We start from the raw sequence: 22,626 nt of genomic DNA, 5'->3' as shown, positions 1-22,626 counted from the left end.
GAAGAGCAAAAAACGCCCGGCTGCACGTCAGCCGGACGTTTTTTTGCATTCTTTTATAGAGATACACAGGCTGGTATTCCGCACCTAATCCGCATTCACCGCTTCATCCTCGAACTCTCCGATGCTGTCATTGGAGCCGATTACCACCATAATATCCCCCTGATGCACATGGTCATGCGCCGTCGGGGCAACGATGATGCCGTCCTCACGGTTCAGGGCAATGATGCTGCAGCCGTATTTGGCGCGCGTGTTCAGCTCGGAGAGGCTTTTGCCGTCCATACAGGCAGGCACTGTCAGCTCAACAACCTTGTAATCCTTGGAGATCTCAATATAGTCCAGTAAGTTCGGTGTCACCAGCTGGTGGGCCACACGGATTCCCATATCACGCTCCGGAAAAATCACCCGGTCCACGCCCAGCTTCGACAATGCGCGCCCATGCAGAATCGAGATCGCTTTGCCGACCACCTGCTTGACACCGAGCTCCTTGAGCAGAATTGCGGCCAGTATGCTCCGCTCCATATTATCGCCGATCGCCACAATCCCGCAGTCGAAATTGCGCACTCCGAGGGAGCGCATAATCCCTTCATCCGTAGCATCCGCCATCACCGCATGGGTCAGCCGGCCGGTCATTTCCTCCACCCGCTCCTCCTGATGGTCGATCCCAAGCACCTCATAGCCCATGGACATCAGCTCTAGCGCCAGACTTGAACCGAAGCGGCCCAGGCCGATTACAACAAACTGTTGTGCTTTCATGTCTCTATTTCCCCTTATCCAATTATCATTTTGCCTTCCGGATACTTATACAAAGGTTTACCCTGTTTCGGACCCAGTGCATAGGCCAGCGTCAGAAGTCCAAGCCGTCCGGCGAACATCGTCAGACAGATCAGGATTTTGCCGACCTGTGTCAGCTCCGGCGTCAGTCCCAGACTTAGTCCCACATTGGCGAAGGCCGAGGTCGTCTCGAACAGAATCATCAGAAAAGGCAGACCCTCCGTAGTCGACAGCATCATCGATACCGCAACGATCAGCAGCAGAGCCAGCAGCGTAATGGTCAAGGCCTTGAATACACGCTCCTGGGCCAGCCGGTAACGGAAGAGTACGATGTCCTCCCGGCCGCGCAGCATAGAGATGACTGCTCCGATCATCAGCGTGAAGGTTGTCGTCTTGATGCCGCCGCCGGTTGAACCCGGGGAAGCGCCGATAAACATCAGAATGACGATGAAAAACTGTGTCGCCTGGCGCAATCCTGTAATATCCAGCGTATTGGCTCCGGCTGTACGCGGTGCAACGGACTGGAATAGGGACGCCCAGATTTTGGTTCCGAGATTCATAGGTCCCAGCGTCCGTGCGTTGGTGAACTCGAAGATGAAGATCACTGTCATCCCTGTCAGAATAAGTCCGAAAGTCATCGACAGCACTACCTTACTGTGCAGCGACAGCCGGCGTTTCCGCCGGTACTCGGCCAGATCGGACATCACGATGAAGCCGATCCCGCCGGAAATGATCAGGAACATCACGACCAAGTTGATCACAGGATCACCGACATATGCTGTCAGGCTGTTATCATGGCCGCCAAACAGATCAAACCCGGCATTGTTAAACATCGACACCGCATGAAACAGGCCATAATATAAGGCACGCGGAAGCGGCATATCAAAGGCAAAGCGGACGGACAGCAGGATGGCTCCTGCCGCCTCAATAACCAACGAGTAGATCAGCACTTTGCGGATCAGCCGCACAATCCCCTCCATCGAGCTCTGATTCATTGCTTCCTGGAGAATCAGCCGGTCCCGCAGCGAGATTCTGCGTTTAAGCACAAGCGCAAACAGCGTGGCCATCGTCATGAAGCCGAGTCCGCCGATCTGGATCAGCACCAGAATGACGGCCTGTCCGAATCCGCTGAGGTGGGTTCCGGTATCCACAACGGCAAGTCCGGTCACACAAGCGGCAGAGGTCGCAGTAAACAGCGCATCCATGAAATGAAGCGGCTCCCCGGCTACACTTGATACCGGAAGCATGAGCAGTAAAGTGCCTATCATAATTACTGCGGCGAACCCAAGCACCAGGATTTGCGGAGGAGCAAGCTTCAGAAATCTGAAGCCCGTTATTTTGGGAAACGGTGAAACCAAACTCCTCATCCTTTCAGGTTCCTTATTGGAAGTTAAGAATTGTTCAATATCAAATAAACATACAAAATTATATACGTTATTGCCTAACTTCACAAAGAATCATTTTCAAAATAAGCTGGAGTACAAATAAAGAACAATCTGCAAATAAACAAGCATAAGCTTGGACCTCTCCACGTAAAAGGATAATACGGCAATTTTTTGTAACTGCCGGGCAAGTAATATTATAATGGAATGTACAAGAGTATTTCATTTCAAGGAGGCGTTTCATGAATCCCGTCGGCCAGCCCCTACAGCAGCGGCCCCTTACCACCAAACTTATCCTTGCTGGAATTCTCGGACTTATTGTGTTTGTCATGTTCCAGGTCGCCCCCCAGCTCTTCCAGGGCTCCGGTGAGGACACAGCAATTATCAGCAAAAGCGAAGTGCAGGACAAAGCCGCCGCATTCGCAGCACAGCAGCTCGGCCACGAAGCAGGAGTGAAGGATGAATGGACTATCCTCTATAAGACAGACTCCTCTTTCTACGGCTATATGTCCAGGGAGAAGCTGCTTGAGGATTACACCAAGAACAAGCTGGACCAGCGGTACCCGTTCGATGTCTACCATGCCGCACTTTATCCTTCCGGTGAAGCGGATGCCCTGCTCTCCGTGGATATCAATATGTATACCGGTGAAGTAGTTGCCTTTGCCCGCGGAGCCGATGCCGGTGCCGCAGGACTCGATTACGGGGAAAGACCGGCCAAGGTTGTAACGAGCCCTGCCGGTACTGCAATAACTGCAAGCAGTGAAGCGGGTCTTACCCTTGAGCAAAAAGAAAAGCTGGCCCGCCCGTGGCTGCAGCTATGGGGTGCAAATCCGGCGAAGCTCCAGATCGAGACGGGCAGCGATGAGTACGGGCTTGTCTACACGGAGAGCTCGGTTAAGGTCGGAGAAGCGCTGCTGCATTATAACTTTAACTTCTCCGGTGAGCAGGTCTCCTATTTCCGCGCCGGATTCACTGCCCCGGCCTGGCATGATAGCTATGTTGAAGACCAGACCGCTCTTGCCAAGAAGCTCACCTTGTTCGGCTATGGCCTGCCTACACTGCTTCTGGGTATTCTTGCGCTGATCTACAGCATTCTGCGCCGGGGTCACACGTCCTGGAGGCGCGGGCTCTTCCTTAGCTCCGCCCACTTCCTGATTATGATGGTCAGCAGCTACAATGTGCTTCCCGAATCAGGCGGTGACAGTGCCGAAGCGCGGATTACCGCTGTAGTGATGTTCATCATCTATGTTCTGTACAGCCTGCTAATGTCCTCACTGCTCTACTTCTCACTGGTTGGAGGCGACGGCCTGTGGCGCGCAGAAGAGAAGCTTAACCCCTGGCCCCGTGCCAAAGAGCCCGGTTACGGCCAGTATGTACTGGACAGTATCCGCGCCGGATATGTATGGGCATTCGTCCTGCTCGGCGTGCAGACCATCATGTTCATTATTCTGTCATTCGCCTTGGATAACTGGTCCACTACAGATGCCAGCCAGTCTCCCTACAATATGAAATACGCCTGGCTGCTGCCGATTGTCGCCTGGCTTGCCGGTCTCTCTGAAGAGGCTGTCTACCGGTTGTTCGGCATCCGGATGCTCAAGAAGCTCGTGAAGAATACCTTCATCGCTGCACTGATCACTACGCTGATCTGGGCGCTCGGGCATACCCTCTATCCGATCTATCCGGTCAGTTCGCGCCCGATTGAGCTAACCGTAATCGGTTTGCTGTTCAGCTATATTTTCCTGCGCTACGGCTTCATCGCTGTGATGTTCAGCCATGTGGTGTTTGACAGCATCCTGATGGGGGCCACGCTGATCTTCATGCAGGATAAGGTGAACATCGGCGCCGGTATTGTCACGATCATCCTGCCGTTCATCGTCGGCTACATCGTGTACCGCTTCAACCCTCCGCGGGGGCCGGAGCAGGCGGAGCCGGTCCAGCCTCTGACCTAGACATAGACGGAACCGTATCGATCCGCCCTGCATATCCAAATGGGGCTGTCCCACAAGCCATGAAATGGCTGCTTGGGACAGCTCTTTATTTTGCAGTAGCATCAACGTGGGCACTTGGGTGGACGCTCCGCGAACGGACCGTTTTAAGCGGGATACGAAACACTTTTTTCAACAAACACAAAAAAGAAATCGCCTTTTTGGTAGAATGGAGGTACCACCCAACCATTTCAAAAGGAGCGATTTCTTTGTACATTCAATCGTCCATGGACCCACTTTGCTTGCCAAGGGATCTGGAAGAAGACATTCCTTTGGACCCCTCGCTCGTGTCGTGGATGCAGCCGTCAACCGGCTGAACGAAACCTCTATGACGCTGCCTATTCCCGGTGGCGGCCGCGACAGCCCCCCTCCTGAAAGGCTCACCATAGCCATCATCTACGCCAATACCCAGCGCAATTATTCGTCCCGCCCAATCGTTTACAGTGACCCGATTACGGTATGCGGTATGCGGTATGCGGTATGCGGTATGCGGTATACTTAATTGCACTTCGTACAACTAAATCGTCTGATTTATAACCGATTCTCCGTTTAGTTGTATTTCGTACAATTAAATGGCCAAGTGAACCTTCATTTTCACCATTCTGGCAGATTTAGTTGTACAGACTACAGTTATAAGAGGCAAGCCTGCCTTTTCGCAGTTTTTAATTGCACAGTATACAACTATTAGTGAATTCCCACTTGGAACTGAATACATCAATTGCTGCATTGTTGGATGAACTCGGCGAGTCCTCCAAATCCAAATCAGTGGTGAGAAACTTGAACTTGCGACGCGGAGCTCGAAGAACAATTGCTGCAGAAGCCCAAAGATAAACCGCTGGGAGCCCGAAATAGGTATCTTAAGTAGAAGAAATTCTGCTTACGGGACAGCCCCTTCTGCTCATAATCCGGTAGGCACACCGTTTCTATGACTCGTCCTGCACAGATTGATACGGACGGCAGGGAAACCGGAGCCGGATCAGCGTCCCTTCACCAAGCGAGCTGTGAATGGCTACGCCATACTGCCTGCCGTACTGCAGCTGAATCCGCTGGTCCACATTGCGGATGCCATAGCCGATTCCCTGGCCCGCAGGCTCCAGAATCTGCCCGATCAGCTCTTCCTTCATCCCGAGCCCGTTATCCTCCACCTCGAAGATCATATCCGCTCCTTCCCGGTAAGCCCGGATGATCAGCGAAATCTCATCATCGTACCAGGCATGCTCCAGCGCATTCTCCACAAACGGCTGCAGAATAAACTTCACGCTCTCGCTCTCCAGAACCTCCGGTGCAATATCATAAGTCACCTGGATACGGTCCACATTCTTAATCCGCTGAATATCCAGATAAGACTCGGCAATCTGCAGTTCCTGCTCCACCGGAATGATCATCTCCCCGCGGTGCAGCGTCAGCCGGTAGAACCTGGCCAGCGAACGGATGACCTCATGCAGCTTATCGATCTCCCCCAGCTTGGCCATCCGGCTGATCGAAGAGAAGGTATTATACAGGAAATGCGGATTCATCTGGGAATGCAGCACCTGCAGCTCGGTCTCTTTCTTCTCCAGGTTGACGACATAGACCTCGTCAATTAACCGCTGTATAGTTGAAGCCATGTCGTTAAAAGCACTGCCGATTTCCGCAAACTCATCATTGCCCTGCACCGGCATCCGTTTGTGGAAATCCCCTTCCTTAAAAGACTTCAGGGAAGCGATCAGCTTCTGGAAGCTCCGTGCGAAATACTGGGACATCACCAGACTGATCAGAAAGAGCAGGATCAGAGTGATCAGACAGATGCCGATGGTCACATTACGGACCTGCTGTGAATTCTTCTGCAGTGAAGAATACGGAATCCAGGCTACTACGCTGGCGGGCATATTCGTAACCGGCTGTTTAATTTGCATATAGGAATCCGGCTGCTGAATATAGTCTGAAGCAGCTGAGGGCAGCAAATCCGGTTTAACCTTGTTGCGGGAGCTTATGAAGAGCAGGCGGTTGTCATTATCCACGATGAACAGAATACTGTTCTCGCCCAGCTGTCCCGAGCCGGCATCAGAGAAGATATACTTCATATTCGCCGTCATCTTGATCAGGCCGTTCAGCTGCAGTGTATCGTAATTGATCAAGGGACGCAGGTAGGAGATGCTCGCGTCCGTCCTGTCGTTGCCCACCTGCCGCCATTCATAGGAGCCGTAATGCAGCTTCAGCCCTCTATACCAGTCTTCATTCTCAATACGGTCCATGTGAAATAGGGAATACTTACGGACATCGCCCGCTGCACTCTCGTTGTAATAGAATTCTCCGACATTAGGGTTGCTGACATACACGGACAGCTTAACCTCCGGGTCCGGCAGATTCGCAGCATTCTCCAGCCTCGGAAGAATATACTGCGACATGATGCTATATTTCTCCCAGCCGGAATGATAACCTGTCAAATAACGCGAGAGGGTCTGATCCGTATATAGCTCGTCGGTGCTGCGGACCACATCCTTCAGCCGGTAATCGACGTTGCTGGCAATTTGCCTGACAGCCACCTCCAGATTGCTTCTGGTGTGCTCCTCAGTGGAACGCACGGAGGAGACATAGGCGTAGCTTCCGATGCCGATAACCGGTGTCAGCACCAGCAGCAGATAGGAAATAAGCAGCTTGTAGCCCAAAGGCATGTATAGGGGTTTCGTACGCTTCCTCTGCATGCCGGATCAGCTCTGCTTTCTGTAATCGGCTGCGGTAATATTGAAATATTCACGAAATTGCCTACTGAAATAAGCGATATTCTTGTAGCCAACCTTATCAGCCACTTCGTAGATTTTGTATTGATGCTGATCAAGCAGAAGAATCGCCTTCTCCATCCGGATCCGCACAAGGTACTCATTGAAGCTCTCGCCTGTGTGCTCCTTGAACAGGACCCCGAGATGGTTCGGTGAATAGGCGAAATGGCTGGCCACCAGCCGTAAGGTAAGATTCTCCGTCAGCCGCTCCTGAATATAGACCTCAATTTGCTCCATCAGCCGGCGGTTCTTATGCTGCTTCTTCATGAACAGGATCTCGGAAATCTGGAACAGCGTATACCGCAGCCAGCGCTTAATATCATCCACCGTCTCCAGATGATGAATGGCGTCCATTTGCTCCAGACTCTCATAGGTTTCGTTCAGCGTCCCCAGATAGGCTTCAAGCCGGGTGACGATATGAATGGAGAAATGATAGACCTTCACCGGATGCTCGAACAGGGCCGCCATCTCGAACAGCTCATCAATGCAGTCGCAAATATCAGCCAGCCTGTAGCCTGCCATAGCCCCGAACATTCCCTCCAGCACAACGCTCAGCTCTTTAATATCCTGGGTCATTCCCGGCTTGTTCATTACGGGGGGAATCACTCTGTTCTTGCCCAGGAACATTTTGCCGTTCATATATGCCTTGGCCTGGGAAAAAGATGAGCTCAGCGCTTCCAGAGCAAACACCTCAGCACCATAACTCACAGTAATAGTGTAAGCAGTGTGCCCGCGAACCTTCAGCACCAGCTGCTGAAGCCACTCCTCCAGCTCCAGGCGCTGCCCGGTATACACGAAACCAAGCTGTGAACGGTTCAGCCGGCACCATTTCCCGGCACCGGCGGATTCGATCTCTGTCCCAATGTATTGGAACAGCCTGTCCAGACCGGCATAGACCTCCTCCGGATGCTCCTGTACCCGCCGGAGGACATCATCTGCCTCAATCAGCACCGCGGAGGCGCTGGAGAAGGCCAGATCCAGCGGATACCGGGCCAGGAAGGCCCCCAGTGTCACACCGTCAATACTGCCCTCCAGCAGGTGCTGCAGCACATCATTTTTGATGAAATCAAAGGACGCGATTACGCCGCCGTCTTCCGGACCCTTGCTCCGCTCAAGATTCAGTTCAGCGGTAGCTGTGCGCAGCACGCCGATGAGCTCCTCGTCATCAACCGGTTTCAGAATATAGGCATGCGCCTTCAAATCAAGCGCCTGCTTCGCATAGTGAAATTCCTGGTATCCGCTGATGAACACGATCTTCAGCCCCGGATTCAGCTCCAGCGCCAGGCGGGACAGCTCCATGCCGGAAACCACGGGCATCCTGATGTCCGTGATCAGCAGATCAATCTCATGATTCTCGATATATTGAAGAGCGGCAAGCGGATTGCTCTCGCTGCAGACCACTTCAATGGCAAGCTCACTCCAGGGAATCAGGCAGCGCAGACCCTCCAAGTCATAATTTTCATCGTCCACCAGGACGGCTCTGTACATCGCAATCAGCACTCCTTCATGCGGAAAAGAGGGTACGTATCGTATCCCTCTTCTTTCCAAACGTTTAGTATTGCGGGGAATAGGCCTTGATCTTCTTAAGATTGTTCCGCCATACTCCGGTTTTCCAGGCGAGCAGCCTGTCATATCCCAAGCCCGCCGCCTCCCTGTCTGCTTCCTCCATCAGCTGCCTGACCTCTTCCCCGCTTGCCGCAAAAATCATCCGGGGGATTACCTGCGCATACTGGTCTTTCAGTCTTTGCAGAATGATTCCCTCTTCGGAGGCAGGCGCCGGATCGAGGTTGGAGAATTCGGTGATGTTCATCGCCGTCCTGAACGTTACATTCGCTTGCCCGAGTGTTGTCCAGTCCCGGGCCTCCGCAGGCAGCAGCTTCTCGCGTCTGGCTTTGGCTGAATCAATATATGAGGTATTACCATACCAGTTGAATTCTCCGATCTTCAGAGCATCATACTGCTTCAAATTACGGCCAATATAGGAATCATTTGGAACCGGAATTCCATCCTCCACTTTATCATAAAACATTCCCTGCGGCCCGAAGAAAATAATGCGCTGTCCCTCCGGGCTCGTCGCCCAGTTCATATAGGAGAAGATGGCTTCCGGATCTCTGGCCCGGGTTGTAATCACATTGACATTCCAGCCCAGCGTATTGTATCCGGAAGGGTACACCTTATCTGGATCAACGCCTGCCCGGTGCACCGGCCAGATGATATCGTATCCGTCTTGCGGATCTTTGGCCGAGAGCTGATTATCCGCCTCGCGGCCGATCCCTTCCACGATGGCGTCATACGCGCCGAATACAGCGATCCGGCCGGTTTTGAGCTTCTCCAGCACCTGATCCCGGGTTTCGGTTAATAGATCCGGAGACGTCAGCCCTTGGCGGACCAACCGGTTAGCCAGCAGCAGCGTCTCCAGAAATGCCGGATCCCGGTACACAGAAGTCAATCGGGAGCCGGCGGGCACACCGAAGATTTGTCCTGAACCGGGAGAGATGAAGCTTGGTGTCCGGTTATCCGCCGCACCGCTGTACAGCATGCCGATCATCTGTATATCCGCTTCGTCCCGGGTCTCCCCGAAGTCAATCGGGACGAGTTCAGGATACTTTTGCTGCACCCGCTTCAGATAAGCCTCCAGATCATCCCATGTCTCCAGCTTAGGGGAGCCAAGCGCCCGGTAGATCTTCTTCTCAACCAGGAAACCGGCGTTACCGCTGCCGTTGCTGCCGTTAATATACCAGTTCGGAATCTGGTACAGCTTGCCGTCTTCACTGCGCAGCATGTTCAATGTATCCTCGCCTATGGTCTGGACAAATTCAGGATATTCCACCAAATAAGGGTCGAGTGCCACCAGCTTGCCTGCTTTTTGCAGCCGTTCCACATCCTTGCCCCGGTCCATGACCAGCACATCGGGAAGCTGATCCGAGACAATCATCGCGTTCAGCTTCTGGGCGGCAGCCCCGCTGGATTGTACCGGAGTGAGCGCAACCTTCAGATTATCGGAGATCCACCGGCTATGCGGCCTGCCCTCCCAGGTCGGCGCCGTATACCAGTCATAGTTCACAAAGACGGTGAACCGGACCGGCTTCACCTTGGCAGCCAATGCTGAAAGGGCGGTGGCCGGATGATCCGCAGGCAACGTATTGCCGGGATCACCGGAACTGCCGGAATTGCTGCGATTAGCGCTATCAGCATTACCAGTCCTGTCAGTGGTATTGGCGTTGCCAGCGCTACCGGCATCGGCAGTTCGGCTTGAGCTCAGTGCGTTAGGGCCGTCCTCTGAAGTGGCCTCCTGCGTTTGGAGGTCCGTTAGTTGACCGCCATTTGAGCAGGCAGCAAGACCACCCAGAACCAGCATAACTAACAGCAATTGCAGCAATTTCCCTCCCATTATCCTATTGGAGGCAGCCTGGTTCTGCCTTTCCTGCAAGAACCGCAATAACATTGACCTGTGCATAATCCTCACCATTTCTTTACGTTGATGCCTCTATTCTATCGCCAATGCCGCCCTGATTAATAGACCGACATTTCCCATAAAGAATAGCCGTACTGTGTGCCCCGCTCCGTACCGTTCACCTTCACATACCGCGCGCTGACCGGGTTGAAGCTGATATCGTCCAGTTCCCCGTCTCCGGTTGCCGCCGAATAGGCCGTTGTCCAGTCCGTGCCATCTGCCGAAGTCTCAATGGTATAGGATTTGGCATACGCTCCCTCCCAGTTCAGCAGGACTCGGCTGACCGTCTGAGCAGAGCCGAGGTCAACCTGAATCCACTGCGGATCACTGAAGGCCGATTCCCAGCGGGTGCCAGGATTCCCATCTACTGCTCCCGCAGCGGGCTGTTTCGGATTCTCCGAAGCGGTAACTGCCTTATTCAGGGCAAGGTTCACCGACGGCGGTGTTCCGCCGGTAATCACCTGCTGCACGGAGGCATCATTGTATCCAGCTGCAGTTACCGTAACCGCGTAAGTCTTCGCAGTTGGGAACAGCGCGGTGTTCAGTGTAATTTTACCGGCAGTCACGGTATAATCCGCTGCCGCCGCTGTAGTTCCATCCACCTTCACCGCACTGATTGCGCCTCTCCAGGCTGCATTATCCGTGAATGTCAGCTCAACCGGCTGGCCGGCTGCATTCTGCGTTGTATCGGCTGCCAGGGCAGGCGGAGCAAGCGGTGTCACGGTGCCGCCGCTGCCGTACACTTCCAGTTCCCATAAAGAATACCCGTACTGTGTGCCGCGCTCCGTCCCGTTTACCTTCACATAACGGGCGCTGACCGGGGTGAAACTGACATCGTCGAGGGTCCCGTCTCCAGTTGTGGTTGAATACGCTGGCGTCCAGTTCGTACCATCTGCTGAAGTCTCGATCGTATACGATTTGGCATATGCTCCCTCCCAGTTCAGCAGGACACGGCTGACCGTCTGATTCGAACCGAGGTCGACCTGAATCCACTGCGGATCACTGAAGGCCGATTCCCAGCGGGTACCCTGATCTCCGTCCACTGCACCCGCAGCCGGCTGTCTCGGATTCTCCGAGGCAGTAACCGCCTTGTTCAAGGCCAAATTCGCAGAGGTTGCTCCGCCAGTGACCACTTGCTGCACTGAAGCATCGTTGTAGCCCGTTGCCGAAACCGTAATCGTGTAGGTCTTCGCCGCAGGGAACAACGCGGTGTTCAGCGTGATTTTACCGGCTGCCACGGTATAATTCGCTGCCGCAGCAGAAGTTCCGTCCACCTTCACCGTACTGACCGCACTTCTCCAGGCCGCATTATCTGTGAATGTCAGCTCAATCGGCTGGCCGGCTGCATTCTGCGTTGTATCCGCTGTCAGGGCAGGCGGAGTGAGCAGCGTCCCCGAATTCACCTTCGTCGGGTCAACCTTCACCAGCTTCTTGGCTTCAACTACAGCTGAGCCCGTAATTCCTCCCGCGTTGCGGAACGTAACGGTAATTGCCGCATTCGTCGGGTTCCAGACCAGTGCACTATATGCCGATCCTTTCTTATACACAGTTGCACTATACCCGTTCGCTGCCCAAATGTCTTTGGTGCGTGATCCAAGAGTTGCCATGTTATGCACGAACCAGTACGTATTGAACAATTCATTCTGCTGCGGCAGTGCCGGATTCCATTTATTCAGTACAGCCTGCGGATCGCTCAGCGCCTGTATCGGCCAGACAATATGGTACCAGTCCGTTTCCGGCCCGCCGTTATCGGCTACGAAGCCGCTGTATAATCCGGCAGCCTTAGCTGTGTCGAACCCGTAGCTGGTCAAATATTCTGCCGTAGGCAGCCAGTGAATCCCATAGACATACACCGGATTGCCGTTGAAAAAGGTTCCGAAGAAGTTCGAGCTTCCGTAAATCTGCCCGACAGATTTATGCGTATAGCCCGGCAGCCAGTTATCCTGGTCGTAGTTGAACCAGTATTGCTGCACCGCTCTAAGCTCGGTCGTGAAGCCCATAATGGAAGCATCCCGGAACGCTGTGTTGCCGGTCAGTGTGCTCCACATATACTGGCCTACCCAGCCGAACAGTGATTCTCCTGCCGCTTCCTGGTTATTGCCGCTGTCATTGTCTGCATAACCGCCGGCCCATGAATGTCCTTCATACGGGTCGAAGTTGCGGAAGTACGGATATTTCGGATCGGTCTTCGACGGATTGGCATAGTCGCGGATCAGCTCATCAACCATCCCGCTGAATTTGTTCCTGAAGTCGGTATCGTAAGTGGCCAGTACAGCAGAAGCAAAGACATAATAGCCATACGTAAAATGATGGTCTGTAATGCCGGAGTTCGCGCCGAACTCGCTGTTCTTATAGATCAGGGTTCCCCAGTCGGTGTTGTAGTCGAAATAGTAGTTAGCTTCTCCCGAAGTATACGTGTACCAGTCTGTAAGCACCGTCTTCATCCGGGAAAGGAACAGATTCTTGTAGCTCTCGCTGCCTATTTGATCGGCGATCAGCACACCCATTGCCAGCGGATGCAGCTTCTTGCCCTGCCAGTACGCATCGGCCTGCATCAGATTGGTGGCGGTGTCCGTATCCAGCAGCGCCAGATAATTGAGCAGATCCTGGCGGGAGTAGCCGGAATCGCCCGGCTCGGTGAACTGCGGCACAATGCCGTAGAATTTATCGGCAGTGGCAAAGGAATTGCCCTCCGTAACCTTCATCGTTCCGCGGATCGACGGGAAGGAGACCGCAGTCAGCGGCGTAGTAGTAACCTTCCACTGGTGGGGAAGCTGCGCCATCAGCGTTGTATTCGGAAAGCCCGAACGCTTGAGTTCTGTAGTCGCATTGAAGGTGGTCGTGACATCCGATGTGGTCTCGTTGAAGGTATAAGCCACCTTTGTATCCGTCACGAATGCATATCCGTGCTGGTAGAAGTAATTCAGATTTGCGGGTGCCGGAAGAGCCGACAAGCTCAGGTAGTTCTGGCCACCGCCCAGCTGGATTTTGAGCTTGGCGCCGACTTTCTTGAAGGTTGTGCCGGCCGGTGCATACAGCCCATAGTTTCTGGTCACCATTACGGGCGTTGGCGCGCCATTGGAATTCGTGACCGCAATACCGATATGGTCTGCAGTAACCGTGGCGCCGTCAGCCGCCAGAATCGTATTATTGCTGTCATCGAAGAAGCGGGCCGTTGCCGGCAGGTAGACTTCAGGACTGGCCGGATCGCTGAATTGTGAATAGAGATAAGGCGAGCCTTTGACGAAGGTCGTCTTCATCTTCTCAGCAGTACCATCGCTTAACACGGCAGTTGCTGACCAGTCGCCGTAAGCGGTTATCCGGTTCGACATCCCTGAAGTATTAATGTTGCTGGCCATCAGGAACAGATCCGGGCTGCCTGCGGCTTCCTGCGCCTTGCCGTCGGCACTTAAGTAGCCTGCGCCCGGGTTCAGAACGCTTAGTCCCTGCTTGGTATATTTCGATTTGAGCGGAAGGGTAATGATGCCGTTGCCGAGCTGATTGATCATGATCGACTGCCACCAGTCATTGGAAGGCAGCGGCGCAGTCAGTGCATCCGATTTGTACAGCGGATATTTGGGCTGGGGAACCGAGAGGTCATTCGCAGCATAGCTGCCTTGACCTACGGCCACTGTTGTCAGCGCCGGCAGTGCGGGAATGTTATAGACCGGCTTGGCATCACCTGTCACATAATCATACGCCTGAAATTCAAAGATCGAGTAACCGAAGGAGGTCGCTCTGCTGATACCGTTCATCCGCAGATACCGGCCGGTGGCATAGATTGGAAGATTAAGTGTGCCTCCGTCACCGTGAAGCTCCCGGTAGATTGTAGTCCATGAACTGCCGTTATTTGAAACCTGGATATCATAGGTCCGGCCGGCGGCAGCCTCCCAATTGAGGATGACCCGGCCAAGTGTCCGTACACTACCAAGGTCTACGCTAAGCCATTCATTATCGGTAGCGTTGGAGGACCAGCGTGTAGCCCCGTTGCCGTCCACTGCCAGTGCCGGCAATGTGGAGCCAGCAGGGAGATAGTCAGCCACCTGATAAGACGATGCCGTCGCCGGCTTGTTCAAGGCCACATTCGGCCCCAGCACTACCGGAGGAGGATTAACCCCACCCGTGCCGTAAACCTCGAACTCAAAGAGGGAAATGCCGTATTGCGTCAGGCTCCGCACGGTTGCCAATACCCGCACATAACGGCCGGTGCCGCTGAGCGTGAGATCATCCACGCCGCCATCTCCCGTAGTTGTGGAATAGACATCACTCCAGTTCAATTCGTCCGCGGATACCTGGATTTTGTAGGACTTGGCGTACGCCCCTTCCCAGCGCAGGACAACGCGGTCTACTGCGGCAGATGCCCCGAGATCAACATAAATCCAGTTCGGGTCGGTCCCCCACGCGCTGCTCCATCGGGAACCCGTATTGCCGTCAACGGCCAGATCCGGGGTGTTATTGCCCTCCGTGCCCGACGCATAAGCAGGGCGGTCCTGGGAGAGCAGATAAGAGCCGGCGGCATGCGCACGGCCGGGCGGAATGACCAATGCGACACTTAGCAGCATGATTATGCTCAGAAAAAAAGCGGTGCCGTTTATACCTTTCTTGCGTTTTAACCTTTTGGAATATGTCATTACCCTTAATCCTCCTCATGTCTATTTGGAATGCAGCCATCCAGCTCATAAACAAAATCTTTCCGGTGTGATCATCAGCCTCCTTTTACCTTGGTTTAAGCAGTCTACAGCCCACGTATATAAGCGCTTTCATAGATTCAAGATAAGCGTACCTTTTACCGAAACCGGTTGCAATTATACAAATCAACGATTTTATGCAGAAAGTAAGGATTAACTTATTTTCGCAGCAAAAGCCCAGTACTTCATCATCTAACGGACAAAAATAGAGGCTACTTCTGGGGCAGCCTCCGGGGAAATTAAGGGCACCAATGCTCCTCGTTTCTTTCGGGGAAACACATTGTATTCGATTTTTCGCATACATTTGGTCCGGTTACCTTCACTGAAGCACATTGTATTCGGTTTTTCGCATACATTAGGTCCGGTTACCCTCACGGAAGCACATTGTATTCGATTTTTCGCATACATTTGGTCCGGTTGCCCTCACGGAAGCACATTGTATCCGATTTTTCGCATACATTTGGTCCTCCATCGGCCCGTCTTCCGGGGGTTCAGCGGGATTCCTGACGAATAGCATAATTTCCTATGTCACCAAAAAACCGGCCCCCATGGGGCCGGCCTCTGTTTCGTTACCGTTTGAGCCTATTTATAATGACGGTTCCTCATCCTTGAGCGCATCCAGAATCTGCCGGGCCAGCTTCTCGCCAATAGACAGAACACGGAAATCTTCCACGGAAGCTTCCTTGATCTTCTTCAGCGAGCCGAAATGCTTCAGCAGCGACTTCCGGCGCTTCTCCCCGATTCCCGGAACCGAATCCAGCTTCGAGGTGACCATCGATTTGCCGCGCTGTTCGCGGTGGAACGTAATTGCGAACCGGTGAACCTCATCCTGAATCCGCTGCAGGAGATAGAACTCCTGGCTGTCCCGGGCCAGCGATACCGGTTCGGCGGAATCCCCGACCAGCAGCTGCGCCGTTCTGTGCTTATCATCCTTGACGATACCGCAGACCGGAATGAACAGACCCAGCTCATTCTGCAGAATATCGATCGCCGAGGAGATCTGGCCTTTGCCTCCATCGACCACAATCAGGTCAGGCTGCGGCAGATTCTCCTTAAGCACCCGTTCATACCGGCGGCGGATGACCTCACGCATCGTCTCATAATCATCCGGCCCCTGCACAGTGCGGACCTTATATTTGCGGTACTCTTTGCGGGCCGGCTTGCCGTCAATGAACACAACCATCGCCGAGACCGGATTCGTACCCTGAATATTCGAGTTATCGAATGCTTCAATCCGGTTAAGCGATTCAAGTCCCAGACTCTGGCCCAGACTGCTCGCCGCACCGGAGGTGCGCTCCTCATCCCGCTCAATGAGGCGGAACTTCTCATCCAGCGCCACCCGGCTGTTCTGGCAGGCCATGCCGACCATCTGCTTCTTGAGCCCGCGCTGCGGCACAAGTACCTTGATGCCCAGCCATTCCTGCAGGGCTGCCGCTCCTCCGGCCGCGTCCACGGTTCCTTCAGCAGCCGCTTCCTGTTCCGCCTGCTCCTGCGGCGGCGCTGCAACCTCCGCCCTATCTTCCGCCTCCAGCGCCGCCTGCATTTCCCGGCTGCCCAGCATGCCTGCAGCAGTCTGCAAGCCCGTTACCGCAGCACCTGTACCGGTCTCTGGCGTTAGCGCTTTAACGGCTCCGTCACTCAGCATATCCGGCAGCAGGATTTCCTGCGGCAATGCCGGGTTATCGCTGTAATACTGCGTCACATAGGACATGAAATCACTGTACGCTTCCCCGTAGAACGGAAAAGCCGACGAGTGGCGCTGAATCATTTTACCCTGCCGCATATACAAAATTTGCACACACATCCAGCCCTTATCGACTGCATAGCCGAAGACGTCCCGGTCCTTGGTATCAACCGTGTTGATCTTCTGCTTCTCCATCAGGGCATCGATGTGAATAATCTGGTCACGCAGCTCCTTGGCACGCTCGAAATACAACTCTTCTGCGGCTTCCTGCATTTTCTTCTGCAGATCCTTCTTCACCGCATCATGCCCCCCGTTCAGGAAGGACGAGATGCTCTGCGTAATCTCCTCGTAAGCGGACTTCGGCACTTCCTTCTCGCAGGGAGCCAGACACTGGCCCATGTGATAATACAGGCAGACTTCCTTCGGCATCACCCCGCACTTGCGCAGCGGATACATCCGGTCCAGCAGCTTCTTGGTCTGCTGGGCCGCATAGCTATTCGGATACGGGCCGAAATATTTAGCTTTATCTTTCAGCACCCGCCGCGTGACCTCAAGGCGCGGATGCGTTTCATTCGTTATTTTTAAATACGGAAAAGTCTTATCATCCTTCAGCAGCACGTTATAACGCGGCATATGCTTCTTGATCAGATTGCACTCCAGAATGAGTGCTTCCATATTGCTCGATGTGACGATATATTCGAAATCAACAATATTGGCGACAAGCCGCTGCGTCTTGCCGTTGTGGCTGCCGGTGAAATAAGAGCGCACGCGGTTCTTCAGCACTTTGGCCTTGCCCACATAAATAATCGTACCCTCATCATTCTTCATCAGATAGCAGCCGGGCAGATCAGGCAGCAGAGCCAGTTTGTTGCGGATATTATCCATATAATCCATGAGTTCTCCCCCACCTGTTACTACACTGTTATAAGGTAAGTTTAGAATAGAATGTACTACAGATTCAAGCCTTATTATAGAACACCCGTTTCTATTTGACACACAAAGCGCCTTCGGATGACCGAAGGCGCTTTGTGTGAAGGGGCCGCGAGGCCCCCGGATACAGCGGAATTAATCTTTATTGATGTTTAGCTACGATATTCTTAAGGGAATCCTTGGAGTTCAGTCCTACGACTTTGTCCACGGGTTGGCCGTCTTTGAAGAAGATCAAAGTAGGGATACTCATCACTCCAAAACGGGAAGCCGTCTCAGGATTCTCATCTACATTCAATTTAGCAATTTTTACGCCGTCTCCCAGCTCGGTGGACAATTCCTCCAGAATAGGGGCAAGCATTTTGCAAGGGCCGCACCAAGGTGCCCAGAAGTCTACTACTACAGTACCTTGACCTTCCACTTCATTAACGAAGGATTGGTCAGACACGTTCACGATAGCCATGATATTGTTCCTCCTCAAAGTTTTGTGAGCATCCGCTTCCTGAAACAGTATTGTTCAAAATACTTGGAAGCCTAAGCTTAGCTGTACGAAATAAGATCCGCTTCTATAGCCTGAGCCAAGATGGCGAAAATTACTCCGAGAATATAGCGGGATAAAATGCTTCATGTAATATGATAACCAGATTACCATTTAGCGACACATCCACAGTATAACATAAATACAATGCATTTGTTATATGTTTTATAAAATTATATTGTATAAAATCAAATTAGCCTAAGGTTTAACTTCATCGTCCGGGAGGTTCCGGATATCCCGAAATATTCGAATCCAAGCTTGTCATATAAGCGGACGGCCGCCTGATTCTCCGGATCTACACTAAGAGAAACCGATGGGTATCCATCGGATACGGCTTGCTGGATGATAGCCTGCATTAGTCTGATTCCCAAGCCCTGCTTTCTATAGCCGGGCCGTATAGCGACACCTAATTCCGGGGTTTCAGCATCCACGAATCCATAGCCTTGGTTCGTCTCATCAAACAGTCTGTACCAGGCAGCACCTGCGGGCTGGTTGTCAATCAGAGCGATTAGCGCCCTATCACCTTCTTTCCCCCACTTCTCGTTGTACTTCACGATATCCGGTGAACTCAGCAGTTCACTCCTGGAGGGCTTCCCTTGTACTATATTGATTGACTCATAATGCATATCCATTAGAAAATCGTATTCCTGCGGTTCCATAGGTCTAATACTTATCATCGAATCACCTCTTTGCATCTCATACAAGGCTAGGCGCCGATCTTATCTTTACAACTTCCCGGCAAGTTCGTATACTTAAAGAAAGCGCATTAATTGTCAATGACTTCTCTCACATGTATAACTGTAACTTACTTTGCACAGTCATGCAACAGCAAGGAGGAAGAAACGATGGATGTCAACGCGCAAGTCCGTGACCCGCGGGAGCATGTCAACGAAGAGCCCCGTAATGACCTTGGCGACCTAATGGCCGGTTTTTTTGGAATGACAGGATTTATGACCGTAGTTTTCTTCGGGATGGTTATCATCAAGTTTATTATGTCCGAATAAAGCTGCAGGCAGCAGAGCAACACCGAAGTTTACGCATAAGCTAGATGCATACGGAGAACTCATACCAAACAGCGGCGGGGCCAGGAACTTCAATGTCCGGGTCCCGCCGCTGTTTGTGTGCGGGCAGAGCAGCTCTTATTTCTGCTGATTTGAATGGTTGAGTAACGCAAAATCCTGCACCAAATACAACATTCCCTTCGCTTAAGCGGCCCAAATCGACAAACACCCCGTTTCTTATGCTCACAAGTTGCATTCCTTACAACATTCAGGCCTCTTAAGCAACAAAAGACGGACCACTCATAACCTCCGCAGCCAGTAAGCGGCGGGATTATAAATGATCCGTCCAGTAATATATATCATGCAGCGGAATTTATCTTACCGTACCCCGCTGATTGTCCCCATGGAGCGGAATGACATCCACAAACGGGGCGATCCGGTCCATCAGCCGCTGGCCTTTGTAGACTTCTTCGCCATCCTTGCTGGTCATGCTCAGATGCTTCTCCAGCCCATCCAGCGGATAGTTCGAGGTGTAGAAGGTCGGCTTGCGGTTCATCCTGTAATTCAGGATCGCACCCAGCACATGGTCACGGGCCCAGGGATTCAGGTTCTCGGCACCGATATCGTCAAAAATGAGCAGATCGCAGTTTTTCATCGTATCTACCATTTCCTTAAGCTTCTGGTTGTCCATCATGATTAGCTTCAACTCTTCAATGAAGTCGGGCATGTACACAATTACGCCGCTGTGACCGGCAATCGCAAGCTCATGGAGCAGATAGCACATCAGGAAGGTCTTGCCTGTCCCGAAGCTGCCCTGCAGGTAGATTCCCCGGGAAGTCAGGCCCTCTGCCCGCACAGTTGCAATGTAATCAAATATCCGGCTCACGGCACTGGCCCGCCGGGGGTCCTTGCCCATAATGTCCATCTCATCATATCCGCCGTTCAGCACACGCTCATCCACATAGAAGCTGCGGATCCGCTTGCGGATGTTATCCTGGTTATCCTGCGCGATCTTCAGCTTGCAGGGTGTCTTGCGCTCATACAGATCAGGTATCCCGTTAACAGTCTCCACTGTAAGCTTGCTGTAGTGTCCCTGGAAATCATTCGGACAGTTCTCAAGGCCCGGACAGTTCTTGCAGTGGCGGTCCTCCTCGACATACTGGTAAAGCCGGCTTAAATGCAGCCGCAGCCGTGACTCATCCAGCTCCGGATGATCAGCCTGAAGCTGCTTGACCAGGGGATTATTAAACAGTCCCTGCTCCAGATCACGGGAGCGCTGGCGCAGAGCAGAATTGTTCATCGAACGCAGCACTTCGCCCATAGACTCCATCGCCGCACCTCGCTTTCTTTAGGGCGTTCTCAGGACGCCCTTTTTCTTACTTGCCTTAATCTCGGCCGCTTTCTTCATCATCGCCGCGAATTCCTCATCCGATACGGTCCCGGCACTGCCGTCATCCAGCACAATCGGGATCTCCGGCTTGCCGGAACGTCCGGTATTCTTCGTATATGAACGCTGGCGTGTTCCCGCCGCGGCCGTGCCGGCAGAGCCGGAAGCCGCTCCTTTGCCCTTCACCTTGGACTGGTCGCGGATATAACGCACAGCCTTCTCGTAAGTATTCACCTGCTTGACCAGCATGTTGGAGGCAATGGCCTCGACGAAATTGCGGTTCATCCGCTGGTCGCCGCCGGAGGCCACCATTGTCATCAAATAGTGAATCAGTACATTGATGACTTCACCGTTCAGCTTGTAGTTCAAATCGATCTTCTCGAAGATATCCATCAGCTGGCCCGGAACAGCCCCGGGGAAAAACGTCTGCAGCAGACGTGTATAAGGTTCGTTGCGCAGCATCATATTATATTGGTGAATGTCGCATTTGGACATAAATTGCGGAGGCACTTCTACATAGAACTCCATTTCGACAGACTGCTCCACCGGCGCACCGGAAGGATCACTCTCATCAGCGGCAGCAGAGCGCAGCGACACCACCTTGGCAGCGGCGATCTCACGTTTCTCCTGGCGCTTCATATCCTGGCGGAAATGCTGGCTGGCCTTGTACTGCAGTGTATCCAGAATCACCTCGCCATCCGGCGTGAAGACATCGTCCTCGTCCAGCAGGCGGCATAGATCCTGCGGGCCAAGCTCGTACTTGCGGGCCACATAATTAATAACGCCCATCTGGTTATGATCAAAACGCAGCTTCTCCACATGCGCACGGTTGACCGACTCACGCGGGAACCGCAGAATGATGTCACTGTAGCCGATATTCGGCTCGCCGCCATCAACCGTTCCCGGCTGACGCACGGTAGCTACCTCGGCCAGCGCCTGCTCCAGTTCGTAATCAATGACATGAGTATTGAGCTCAAAAATATCATAAAAGGGCAGCGAAATATTCTCTTTACCGACCGACCGCCGGCTCCATTCTTCCGGTTCCCGGTTCCAGAACTGCTCGCGCAGCGACAATACGGCGAATTTGCCGATCTTATCCCTGAGCAGCAGCGTTAAATGCTGGGTCGCAAAAAATTCCGACGGCGACAACGGCGGCATTAATTCGTACTCGTACATATAATCATCGTTCTCCGCGGCATAAATCCGGCAGGTCTGCAGCAGCCCCACCGCTTCCAGCCGTGAAGCCTGGTCAACTAAATATTTGCGGCCCTTCTCATTAGGCTCCACGCCCAGGGTCATAAAGAGCCTGCGCTGCTGCTCCACACCGGAATACCCGATGGATTCAGCAGGAATATGCTCGAACAGCAGTCTGTACAGGCTGATGGCAAAAGCGCCGACCATCGGCTGATAGACCGAACCGAGCATTCGTCCATCCACATGGCTTAGACCGAATTCGCGGGAAACGCAGTACCGATGATGTTCGGTGAAATGATGCAGGTTGCTCATACGCATCTGCGGAAAACCTCCCCCTCTTCTATACGAATTCATATAGATTTCTATTCTATCACAAAACACCCGGCCGGAAATGTAAAAAAAGGCCCAAAAAAGCTGCTTTTCCCCCTATTATCGACAGCTTTGTAACACTTGCTGATTCTAGCGGAAAAGATAAGAAAAAACGGCTTCCCCTTAGTTTTGAAGGAGATCAGCCGTTTGTTGTCTTGCCTGCTCTGCACATTCCTCAGAACATTTTGTATCCGCCCAGACGCAGCTTCTGAATGGTCCAGCCGCTCAGTACAGCACCGGCAAGGCCGGCTATACCGGTAAGATAGTCGACTACATGGAAGGTAGAGAGATGCTCCCATAACGACATGGAGCTCCGGTCCCAGATGGAGTAGACCACTACGGGAAGAATAACGATTACGAACAGGTATGCGGGAAACCACGTAGTCTTCATTAACATGTTAAGGATAAAGCCAATGCCAAACATCATGACAAAGAACAAAACGGCCAGAACAAACACTGGAATAAATCCCATCGTACCGCCATCCCC

15 protein-coding genes are annotated in these 22,626 nt (G+C 52.9%); 3 read left to right on the top strand and 12 right to left on the bottom strand.

All coding sequences use genetic code 11. From position 1 onward, the window contains the following. Positions 1 to 84 precede the first annotated feature (84 nt). Positions 85 to 753 carry a potassium channel family protein gene (locus NSU14_RS02410; protein ID WP_039306954.1) on the bottom strand — a complete coding sequence of 223 codons (669 nt, stop codon included), beginning with the start codon at positions 751 to 753 and terminating at the stop codon, positions 85 to 87. Positions 754 to 767: 14 nt separating this feature from the next. Further along, complete coding sequence (locus tag NSU14_RS02405) at positions 768 to 2,138, bottom strand: TrkH family potassium uptake protein (RefSeq protein ID WP_340942550.1); 1,371 nt, start codon at positions 2,136 to 2,138, stop codon at positions 768 to 770. Positions 2,139 to 2,395: 257 nt separating this feature from the next. Here NSU14_RS02405 and NSU14_RS02400 point away from each other — a divergent pair, with 257 nt between their 5' ends. Then, a complete protein-coding gene (locus tag NSU14_RS02400; RefSeq protein WP_340942548.1) occupies positions 2,396 to 4,102 on the top strand; it encodes a CPBP family intramembrane glutamic endopeptidase in 1,707 nt (568 codons plus the stop codon). 328 nt (positions 4,103 to 4,430) lie between these two features. Next, complete coding sequence (locus NSU14_RS02395) at positions 4,431 to 4,640, top strand: hypothetical protein (protein WP_340942546.1); 210 nt, start codon at positions 4,431 to 4,433, stop codon at positions 4,638 to 4,640. A 421-nt stretch (positions 4,641 to 5,061) separates the two neighbouring features. Here the strand turns inward: NSU14_RS02395 and NSU14_RS02390 are convergent, their stop codons facing one another. The 7 genes from NSU14_RS02390 to NSU14_RS02360 form a co-directional block, all read right to left on the bottom strand. Then, positions 5,062 to 6,792 carry a sensor histidine kinase gene (locus NSU14_RS02390; RefSeq protein WP_340942543.1) on the bottom strand — a complete coding sequence of 577 codons (1,731 nt, stop codon included), beginning with the start codon at positions 6,790 to 6,792 and terminating at the stop codon, positions 5,062 to 5,064. A 36-nt stretch (positions 6,793 to 6,828) separates the two neighbouring features. Then, positions 6,829 to 8,385 carry a helix-turn-helix domain-containing protein gene (locus NSU14_RS02385; protein ID WP_340942541.1) on the bottom strand — a complete coding sequence of 519 codons (1,557 nt, stop codon included), beginning with the start codon at positions 8,383 to 8,385 and terminating at the stop codon, positions 6,829 to 6,831. A 64-nt stretch (positions 8,386 to 8,449) separates the two neighbouring features. Then, positions 8,450 to 10,288 (bottom strand): extracellular solute-binding protein, encoded by a 1,839-nt coding sequence (locus NSU14_RS02380; RefSeq protein WP_340942538.1) that lies wholly within the window; start codon positions 10,286 to 10,288, stop codon positions 8,450 to 8,452. A gap of 122 nt (positions 10,289 to 10,410) precedes the next feature. Then, on the bottom strand, positions 10,411 to 14,982 hold the full coding sequence (locus NSU14_RS02375) for a galactose-binding domain-containing protein (protein WP_340942535.1): 4,572 nt from the start codon (positions 14,980 to 14,982) through the stop codon (positions 10,411 to 10,413). Between the two features lie 643 nt (positions 14,983 to 15,625). Further along, on the bottom strand, positions 15,626 to 17,617 hold the full coding sequence (uvrC, locus tag NSU14_RS02370) for an excinuclease ABC subunit UvrC (RefSeq protein ID WP_336100928.1): 1,992 nt from the start codon (positions 17,615 to 17,617) through the stop codon (positions 15,626 to 15,628). 178 nt (positions 17,618 to 17,795) lie between these two features. After that, positions 17,796 to 18,113 (bottom strand): thioredoxin, encoded by a 318-nt coding sequence (gene trxA / locus NSU14_RS02365; protein ID WP_039306971.1) that lies wholly within the window; start codon positions 18,111 to 18,113, stop codon positions 17,796 to 17,798. A 263-nt stretch (positions 18,114 to 18,376) separates the two neighbouring features. Then, complete coding sequence (locus NSU14_RS02360; protein ID WP_340942531.1) at positions 18,377 to 18,847, bottom strand: GNAT family N-acetyltransferase; 471 nt, start codon at positions 18,845 to 18,847, stop codon at positions 18,377 to 18,379. A gap of 186 nt (positions 18,848 to 19,033) precedes the next feature. Between NSU14_RS02360 and NSU14_RS02355 the strand changes: the two genes are divergently transcribed. After that, a complete protein-coding gene (locus NSU14_RS02355; RefSeq protein WP_144026185.1) occupies positions 19,034 to 19,192 on the top strand; it encodes a YqzM family protein in 159 nt (52 codons plus the stop codon). A 370-nt stretch (positions 19,193 to 19,562) separates the two neighbouring features. Here the strand turns inward: NSU14_RS02355 and dnaI are convergent, their stop codons facing one another. From dnaI to NSU14_RS02340, 3 genes are all read right to left on the bottom strand, one after another. Further along, positions 19,563 to 20,519 (bottom strand): primosomal protein DnaI, encoded by a 957-nt coding sequence (gene dnaI / locus NSU14_RS02350; protein ID WP_340942528.1) that lies wholly within the window; start codon positions 20,517 to 20,519, stop codon positions 19,563 to 19,565. Between the two features lie 18 nt (positions 20,520 to 20,537). Then, positions 20,538 to 22,088: a helicase DnaB gene (locus tag NSU14_RS02345; RefSeq protein WP_042139801.1), complete on the bottom strand. Its 1,551-nt coding sequence runs from the start codon at positions 22,086 to 22,088 to the stop codon at positions 20,538 to 20,540. 226 nt (positions 22,089 to 22,314) lie between these two features. Beyond that, on the bottom strand, positions 22,315 to 22,611 hold the full coding sequence (locus NSU14_RS02340; RefSeq protein WP_039306983.1) for a YuiB family protein: 297 nt from the start codon (positions 22,609 to 22,611) through the stop codon (positions 22,315 to 22,317). Positions 22,612 to 22,626 lie beyond the last annotated feature (15 nt).

It is taken from the genome of Paenibacillus sp. FSL R10-2771 (genome assembly GCF_038000205.1).
GTDB lineage: Bacteria > Bacillota > Bacilli > Paenibacillales > Paenibacillaceae > Paenibacillus_AQ > Paenibacillus_AQ phytohabitans.
Note: the sequence above shows the minus strand (reverse complement) of the source record. Positions and strands in the feature narration are given on the sequence as shown.